The organism is Pseudomonas sp. 05T35, assembly GCF_056396605.1.
Genome location: NZ_JBFTLU010000195.1, coordinates 1 through 7861, shown reverse-complemented (window position 1 = coordinate 7861; position 7861 = coordinate 1). Strand labels below are relative to the sequence as shown.

Below are 7861 nucleotides of genomic sequence, written 5' to 3'. Positions count from 1 at the left end.
GGGCATGACTTACCATTCCAAGGTCAGTTACCACTTGGACGCCAAGACCAAGGTCACTGACGGCATCTTTAGCGTGTTGGGGGTCAGCGGCCGGAGTTATGACGCTTCGCTGGATGTGGATACCCCAGAGTCTGTGGACTTCTCGGTGACTCATCAGCTCAATAATGACTGGACTCTATATTTAGGGAGCACCTGGACACGCTGGAGTCGCTTTAAAGAGTTAACCATCGAGAACACGGGTTTACCCCCTTTGTTGAGCGGCTCGCTGGGCACTATTACCGAAGAACAGAACTGGCATGATACGTGGGCTCACGCTATCGGCACGGCGTACAAATTGAACAGCCAATGGGTACTTCGCGCAGGCTTCTCGGTCGACCAGTCGCCCACCAACAACACCAACCGAGGACCACGTATTCCCACGGGCGACCGGAAGGTTATCAGCTTCGGTGCTGGCTGGACTCCGGCGGACAATGTCACGATCGATGTTGCTTATTCCTACCTATGGGAGGAGAGCGTGCAGATCAACGACGCCTCTGCGAACAGAGGTGCATACAGTGCCAAATTCAAGAACAGTGCGAGCGGGCTCGGTACGTCCGTTAGTTACCGCTTCTAATTGAGTGCTGTTACACGATAAATGTCCTGTCGGGAGCATGCGTTGCCTCCCGACCTTCAAGAACATATCTCGGGCCTTTCCCCTGAGGTAAAAGGCCCCTTTGTCGCCCCCTCAGACTCCCATCACCTGCGCCATAAGGCTCTGATGAAACCGACGAGGCGTGGCCCAAGTCAAGACAGTAATGGCCTTGTTGCCAAAACCCGGCACCACACTCATGCGTCCGGCTTGCAGCGCACGGATTCCTGCACGCACGACGGGTTGAGGCTGCATCATCACCATTTTCAAGGTCGGTGTGATCCGTTGCTTGGCGCTTTCTGCAAATCCGGTATCCGACATTCCTGGGCAAAGAGCGGTAACGACGACGCCGTCATTTTTCAGTTCGCGATGAAGCGCATCAGAGAAGCGAAGAACATAGGCTTTCGCGGCAGAGTAAACGGCGAAATTCTTCACGCCCTGGAAGGACAGCAAGCTGGCGACCATCAGGATGTGCCCACGTTTGCGGGCTCGCATGTCGGCCGCGAAAAGGCGTGTCAGCCCTGTCAGGCTGGCGATATCCAAATCAATCATGGTCAGAGACTCATCCAGAGGCTGATCCAGGAAAGGCCCCTGCAATCCATGACCCGCATTGTTGATKAGCACATCGATCACTATATTGCGTTCGCTGAGTCGCTCATGCAGTTCGATGATCGCCGGGATCGAGGACAGGTCTACTTGTTCGACGATCACATCAATGCCGAAGCGTTCGCGCAACTGCGCCGATAGCGCTTCGAGCTTACTCAGTCTTCTTGCTACCAGAATGAGCGATTTTCCCTGCGCTGCATATTGCCGGGCAAACTCCTCGCCAAATCCGCTTGATGCTCCGGTGATGAGCACCCAGGAATTCTCGTTCGACTTCATTTCGCTGTACTCCGGTTGGTTTCTATTGAGCAATTGGCTACTGACCGCGTCCGTCGGTGAACGAACCCGCGCTCGGATTGGGTAGTAGCTGAAAGAGGAGGGGGAGGTGCGTGCATCAAGTGCTACGTCACCTGGTTAAATCATCGTGTCGCAACAGGCTGGGCTTCAGGAGGCTGCCAGCCACCACCGAGCGCCTTGAATGCCGCGACCGCCGCCCGTGCCGATTCCGTTCGTGCTTGTGCCCGGGCATCGGAAGCCTGCAGCATCGTCTCGTCGGCGTGCAGGACGTCGATCAGGCTGGCAGTGCCTTTCTCATAGGCAATGAATGACGATTGGCGAGCCTGTGTCAGAGACGCCTCTCCCCCAGTGAGGGTGGTTGCTTGAGCTTCCCGATTCACCAGTGAGGAGAGCGCGTTCTCGACATCCTCGGTGGCGCGCAGCACAGACTGACGGTAAGCAGCCAGGGTTTCGGCTTCCTGTCCCTTGGCTTGGTCGATTTGGGCGTTTATGCGACCAAAATCGAAGAGCCTCCAGCGCAATCCCAATACGCCCGCCGACTGGCTGGCGCCGCCAGTAAAAAGGTTGCCTGCGGATACAGCCGTGGCACTGCCCAGCAATGCGCTAAGGGAGAATTTCGGGTAGTACTCGGCAATCGCCTCCCCGATGCGTGCGTTTGAGGCCGCAAGACGGCGCTCAGCCACAATGAGGTCTGGCCTGCGGCGCAGCAAATCGGCCGGCGTTCCCATCGCCTTTAATTGCGGCGCTACAGGAATGCTCCCCGMACTTGCCAGTTGTGTGCGGTGAGTGCCTGGCGGCGTGCCGAGCATGACATCCAGCGCATTCATGGCGGCATCCAGACCGGTCTGCAGGACCGGCACTGTCGCTTGGACCTGCGATAGCGCGCCCTCTGTCTGGCGAACCTGATAGTTGGCGGCGAGCCCCTTGCTGTAGAGCAATTGGACTTTCTCTAGTAGCTCCTGCTGTGTTTTGACTTGTCGGTTCGCAATGTCCAGCCGGGTCTGCAGTCCGCGGACAGTGATGTAGATATCAGCGGTCTGCGCGGCGATGGCCAATCGTGTGGCAGCGACGCCCGCCTGGGAAGCTTGGTACTCGGCCAGAGCAGCCTCGCGTCCGCGGCGCAATCCGCCAAAGACATCTACCTCCCAGCTGGCATCGAGGTTGGCCTCGTAGGAGCTTCCGTACCGATCATAGCCAGGCGTTGAGTTCAACACCTGGCCGAGCGGCGTCTCGATTGACTGGTAGGAGCGCGCGGCCTGTCCGCTGATGTTCCCTGAGGGCAGTAAAGCGGCATTTGCGGCGCCCAGTCCTGCCCGTGCCTGCGTGACTCGCGCCGACGCCTGCGCCAGATCCAGGTTCTGCTCAAGTGCCTTGGAGACGAAGTCGGCTAACAGTGGATCACCAAAGCCTTCCCACCAGGCGACAAGACCGGCCGGCGTCGCCCCAGGCCTCTGTTCGACAGAAGACTGCCCCAGGTAATGGTCCGAAAGTGGGGCGTCCGGACGGTGATAGTCCGGACCGACCGCGCAACCTGTCATCAAGCTGGCACTCACCAAGAGAGCAACGGGACGGAGGGTAGGCATTGAGGTTCCTTCAATTGAGGATGTTTGTGACCATATTACGTTATGGTCACTTTCTGTCAATCGACACTCTTTGGGCTAAGCTCAAGGTTGGCCATCAGCGTGCGGCAATACTAGTACTGAGATTAAGGGGCTCGGTATTTCATAAAAAGTGACCATTGACAGATATGGTCACCAGACTGAGAATATGGCGCCTGTCCTATTTTTTAAGTAAGGGAACTTATGCGCCGGCTTCGACCTGTCCCCATTGCCGCTTGCTTGTTGCCTCTCGTCCTGACGGCGTGTGGCGACTCATCCACCGTTGAAGATCCACGCACGCAGGCCCCTTTGGTGAGGTCTTCTGCGGTTCAGGCTTCGTCCGACGTCTCACGTTCTTTCACGGGTGTCGTGGCTGCTCGCGTCCAGGGCGATCTGGGTTTTCGGGTATCAGGCAAGGTGCTTGAGCGTCTGGTTGACACCGGTCAGACCGTTAAACGTGGGCAGCCACTCATGCGCCTTGACCCAATCGACCTGGGGTTGCAGGCGCGAGCACAGCAAGAGTCAGTCATAGCCGCTCGGGCCCGAGCCAAGCAGACTGCAGATGACGAGGCGCGATATCGCGACCTGGTCGCCGCAGGTGCTGTTTCTGCATCGGCCTATGACCAGATCAAAGCCGCAGCGGATACCGCAAAAGCGCAGCTCAGCGCTGCTGAAGCGCAGGCTGACGTTGCCCGCAATGCTTCTGGTTATGCGGTGCTGTTTGCGGATTCCGACGGCATAGTGGTGGAGACGCTCGCCGAGCCCGGACAAGTTGTCAGCCCGGGACAGCCCGTGGTTCGACTGGCGCGGGCAGGGCAACGCGAAGCCATCGTGCATCTGCCCGAGACGCTACGCCCCACAGCAGGATCCACTGCGCAGGCGACGCTTTATGGCAATACCACGGGTGCAGTTACAGCGAAGCTGAGGCTGCTTTCTGACTCGGCCGACCGTATGACGCGCACCTTCGAGGCGCGGTATGTGCTTGAGGGCGCACTGGCCAATGCACCGCTAGGTTCGACCGTTACACTTCGGATCGCTGAAAGCACCAGGCAAGGGCAGGGGCTGCAAGTACCGATCGCTGCCGTTTATGACCCAGGCCAAGGCACTGGCGTGTGGGTCATCGCCGGTACACCGGCGAAAGTGACTTGGCGATCTGTTCAGGTCCTGGGCTTGAGCGACGACGCAGCGCGAGTCGCAGGCGATCTCAAGGTCGGCGAAAAGATTGTAGCGTTAGGCGCGCATCTGCTGCGCGATGGTGAGGAGGTGAGACTGGCTCAACCGGGTGACGTCAAGGTTGCCGGGAGTCATCCATGAGCGAGGGGCGCTTCAATCTTTCCGCGATCGCCGTTCGTGAGCGCTCCATCACGGTGTTTCTGATCTTCCTGATCGCCGTTGCGGGCATCCTGTCGTTCTTCCAACTGGGGCGTGCGGAAGATCCTCCGTTTACGGTCAAGCAATTGACGGTCATTACCGCGTGGCCGGGCGCCACGGCGCAGGAGATGCAGGATCAGGTAGCAGAGCCACTTGAAAAACGCCTGCAAGAACTGAAATGGTACGACCGCACGGAAACTTACACCCGTCCAGGCCTCGCTTTCACGATGGTGTCACTGCGCGATAGCACGCCGCCCTCGCAAGTGCAGGAGGAGTTCTATCAGGCGCGTAAAAAACTCGACGATGAGGCCCGGAAGCTGCCGGCGGGTGTCATCGGGCCAATGGTCAACGACGAGTTTTCGGACGTGACATTTGCACTGTTCGCCCTGAAAGCCAAAGGCGAACCGCAGCGACTGTTGGTACGTGATGCAGAGTCGTTGCGCCAACAACTGTTGCATGTGCCGGGCGTGAAGAAGGTCAACATTATTGGTGAGCAACCCGAGCGCATCTTTGTTTCCTTTTCCCATGATCGGCTGGCCACCTTGGGCGTATCGCCTCAGGACATCTTTGCCGCGCTGAACAATCAGAACGTGCTCACACCTGCCGGTTCGATCGAAAGCAACGGGCCACAAGTCTTCCTCCGGCTGGATGGCGCCTTCGATAAGGTGCAAAAGATTCGTGACACACCCATTGCGGTTCAGGGGCGGACGCTGAAGCTCTCGGACGTGGCGACGATCGAACGTGGTTATGAAGATCCGGCAACCTTTCTCGTGCGTAATAACGGTGAAGAGGCCTTGTTGCTGGGGATCGTGATGCGTGAGGGCTGGAACGGTCTTGACCTCGGCAAGGCGTTGGACGCGGAGACGGTCAAGATAAATGAAGGCATGCCTTTGGGCATGACGCTCTCCAAGGTCACCGATCAATCTGTAAATATCAGTTCGGCCGTCGGCGAGTTCATGGTCAAGTTTTTCGTCGCGCTGCTTGTGGTGATGCTTGTCTGTTTCCTCAGCATGGGCTGGCGCGTAGGCGTTGTGGTCGCTGCGGCTGTACCGTTGACGTTGGCGGTGGTGTTTGTGGTGATGGCGGCCACTGGAAAGAACTTTGACCGTATCACCCTCGGCTCGTTGATTCTGGCGCTCGGACTGCTGGTGGACGACGCCATCATTGCTATCGAAATGATGGTGGTGAAAATGGAGGAGGGCTACGACCGCATCAAAGCTTCCGCGTATGCCTGGAGTCATACAGCCGCACCGATGCTTTCCGGTACGCTGGTGACGGCTATCGGCTTTATGCCCAACGGCTTCGCGCAGTCGACAGCCGGCGAGTACACCAGCAACATGTTCTGGATCGTGGGCATTGCCCTGATTGCCTCCTGGGTGGTTGCGGTGGCCTTTACCCCGTACCTGGGTGTGAAGATGTTGCCGAACATCAAGAAGGTGGAGGGTGGTCATGCGGCCATCTACAACACCCGAAATTACAACCACTTCCGCCAGGTGTTGACGCGTGTCATCGCTCGCAAATGGCTGGTAGCCGGTACTGTTATCGCAATGTTTGGCGTGGCGATTCTCGGCATGAGCCTGGTCAAGAAGCAGTTCTTCCCTACCTCGGACCGTCCAGAGGTATTGATTGAAGTGCAAATGCCTTATGGAACCTCCATTGAACAGACCAGCGCCACTACCGCCAAGATAGAGGCCTGGCTGCAAAAGCAGGATGAGGCAAAAATCGTCACCGCTTATATCGGGCAAGGCGCGCCGCGTTTCTATCTGGCGATGGCGCCGGAACTCCCCGATCCGTCTTTCGCGAAGATTGTGGTGCTGACGGACAGCCAGGAGGCGCGCGAGGCCCTCAAGTTCCGTCTCCGCGAGGCCGCTGCCGAGGGACTTGCCCCAGAAGCGCGTGTCAGGGTGACTCAGCTTGTGTTTGGTCCGTATTCGCCGTTCCCTGTTGCCTATCGGGTGATGGGGCCTGATCCGTCGAAATTGCGCGAGATCGCGGGCCAGGTACAGGACGTGATGCAATCGAGCTCGATGATGAGAACCGTCAACACTGACTGGGGGCCCCTGACGCCGACGCTGCATTTCGCTCTGGATCAGGATCGCTTGGAGGCGGTGGGGTTGACGTCAAACTCAGTCGCGCAGCAACTGCAGTTCCTGTTGGCCGGAGTACCGATCACCGCAGTTCGTGAGGACATTCGTGCGGTGCAGGTGGTTGGTCGCGCAGCGGGTGATATCCGGCTCGATCCCGCCAAGATAGAAGGTTTTACTCTGGTAGGCACGGCGGGTCAGCGGATTCCGCTGTCTCAGGTGGGAGAGGTCGATGTTCGTATGGAGGACCCGATCCTCCGACGTCGTGATCGCACGCCGACCATCACCGTGCGCGGTGACATTGCCGAAGGCCTGCAGCCACCGGACGTCTCGAGCGTGATCATGAAAGAGCTGCAGCCGGTCATCGACAAGCTGCCTGACGGGTACCGGATCGAGCAGGCGGGTGCAATCGAGGAGTCGGGCAAAGCCGGTAAAGCGATGTTGCCGTTGTTCCCGATCATGATTGCCATGACGCTACTGATCATCATTCTGCAGGTACGTTCGATCTCGGCGATGATCATGGTGTTCCTCACCTCGCCACTGGGGTTGATTGGTGTGGTGCCGACACTGCTTATCTTCCAGCAGCCGTTTGGTATCAACGCTCTGGTAGGTTTAATCGCCCTTTCAGGCATTTTGATGCGCAATACGCTGATTCTGATTGGCCAAATCCATCACAACGCGCAAGAAGGGCTGGATCCGTTTCACGCGGTGGTCGAAGCCACGGTCCAACGTGCCCGCCCGGTACTGCTGACAGCGCTGGCGGCAATCCTGGCGTTCATTCCCCTGACACACTCCGTCTTCTGGGGGACGCTGGCCTACACGTTGATCGGAGGTACGTTCATCGGAACCATCATRACGCTGGTGTTCCTGCCAGCGATGTACTCCATCTGGTTCAAGATCCGTCCTGACAATACGGATCAACCTGAACCAGCGAAAAGGCAAGCAAGCCTAGTGGACAGGACGCCACCCCGTCCTCTCGCCACTCACCTCACCACAAAGCTTTAGCCGTACGCCATAGCTTGCTGTTTTTATTGGGTGTCGACTGAAAAATGAAGAGGGTTCAATGTTTAATCTCGAAAGTCAGAAGCGAATCGTAGTCACGGGCGCCGGAATTGTCGGACCTCTGGGATGCGGAGTAGAAGAAGTCTGGAAGAGATTGCTGGCCGGACGTTCTGGCATCCGTAGCCTGCCCGACGATATTACTGAGGGTACGGGCGTTGCAGTAGGCGGCCAGGTGCCGTCTTTAGAAGATGATGCCATCGCGGGTTACGACCCGGAGC

Annotated in this window: 6 protein-coding genes; 4 read left to right on the top strand and 2 right to left on the bottom strand. The window is 58.0% G+C overall.

Going from position 1 to position 7861, the window contains the following annotated elements; translation table 11 throughout:
• On the top strand, positions 1-613 hold a 613-nt coding region (locus tag AC1DH9_RS16155; RefSeq protein ID WP_477808415.1), incomplete at its 5' end, for an OmpP1/FadL family transporter.
• 111 nt (positions 614-724) lie between these two features.
• On the opposite strand, the gene AC1DH9_RS16150 is transcribed toward AC1DH9_RS16155, so the two are convergent.
• Together AC1DH9_RS16150 and AC1DH9_RS16145 are read right to left on the bottom strand one after the other, a co-directional pair.
• Positions 725-1510 carry an SDR family NAD(P)-dependent oxidoreductase gene (locus AC1DH9_RS16150; RefSeq protein WP_427537298.1) on the bottom strand — a complete coding sequence of 262 codons (786 nt, stop codon included), beginning with the start codon at positions 1508-1510 and terminating at the stop codon, positions 725-727.
• A 140-nt stretch (positions 1511-1650) separates the two neighbouring features.
• The gene (locus tag AC1DH9_RS16145; protein WP_477808414.1) at positions 1651-3111 is read right to left on the bottom strand and encodes an efflux transporter outer membrane subunit; all 1461 of its coding nucleotides are present in this window, start codon (positions 3109-3111) and stop codon (positions 1651-1653) included.
• A gap of 219 nt (positions 3112-3330) precedes the next feature.
• Between AC1DH9_RS16145 and AC1DH9_RS16140 the strand changes: the two genes are divergently transcribed.
• The 3 genes from AC1DH9_RS16140 to AC1DH9_RS16130 all read left to right on the top strand — a co-directional run.
• Positions 3331-4440 carry an efflux RND transporter periplasmic adaptor subunit gene (locus AC1DH9_RS16140; RefSeq protein ID WP_427537292.1) on the top strand — a complete coding sequence of 370 codons (1110 nt, stop codon included), beginning with the start codon at positions 3331-3333 and terminating at the stop codon, positions 4438-4440.
• Positions 4437-7586, top strand: coding sequence for an efflux RND transporter permease subunit (locus tag AC1DH9_RS16135; protein WP_477808413.1), 3150 nt, complete (start codon positions 4437-4439; stop codon positions 7584-7586). Before AC1DH9_RS16140 ends, AC1DH9_RS16135 begins: the two co-directional genes overlap by 4 nt.
• 58 nt (positions 7587-7644) lie before the next feature.
• The coding region (locus AC1DH9_RS16130) for a beta-ketoacyl synthase N-terminal-like domain-containing protein (protein WP_477808412.1) at positions 7645-7861 on the top strand (217 nt) is incomplete at its 3' end.

What these genes read in the sequence shown, in the direction of transcription:
- AC1DH9_RS16140 (WP_427537292.1), top strand. Translation starts at nt 3,331, where the DNA reads ATGCGCCGGCTTCGACCTGTCCCCATTGCCGCTTGCTTGTTGCCTCTC.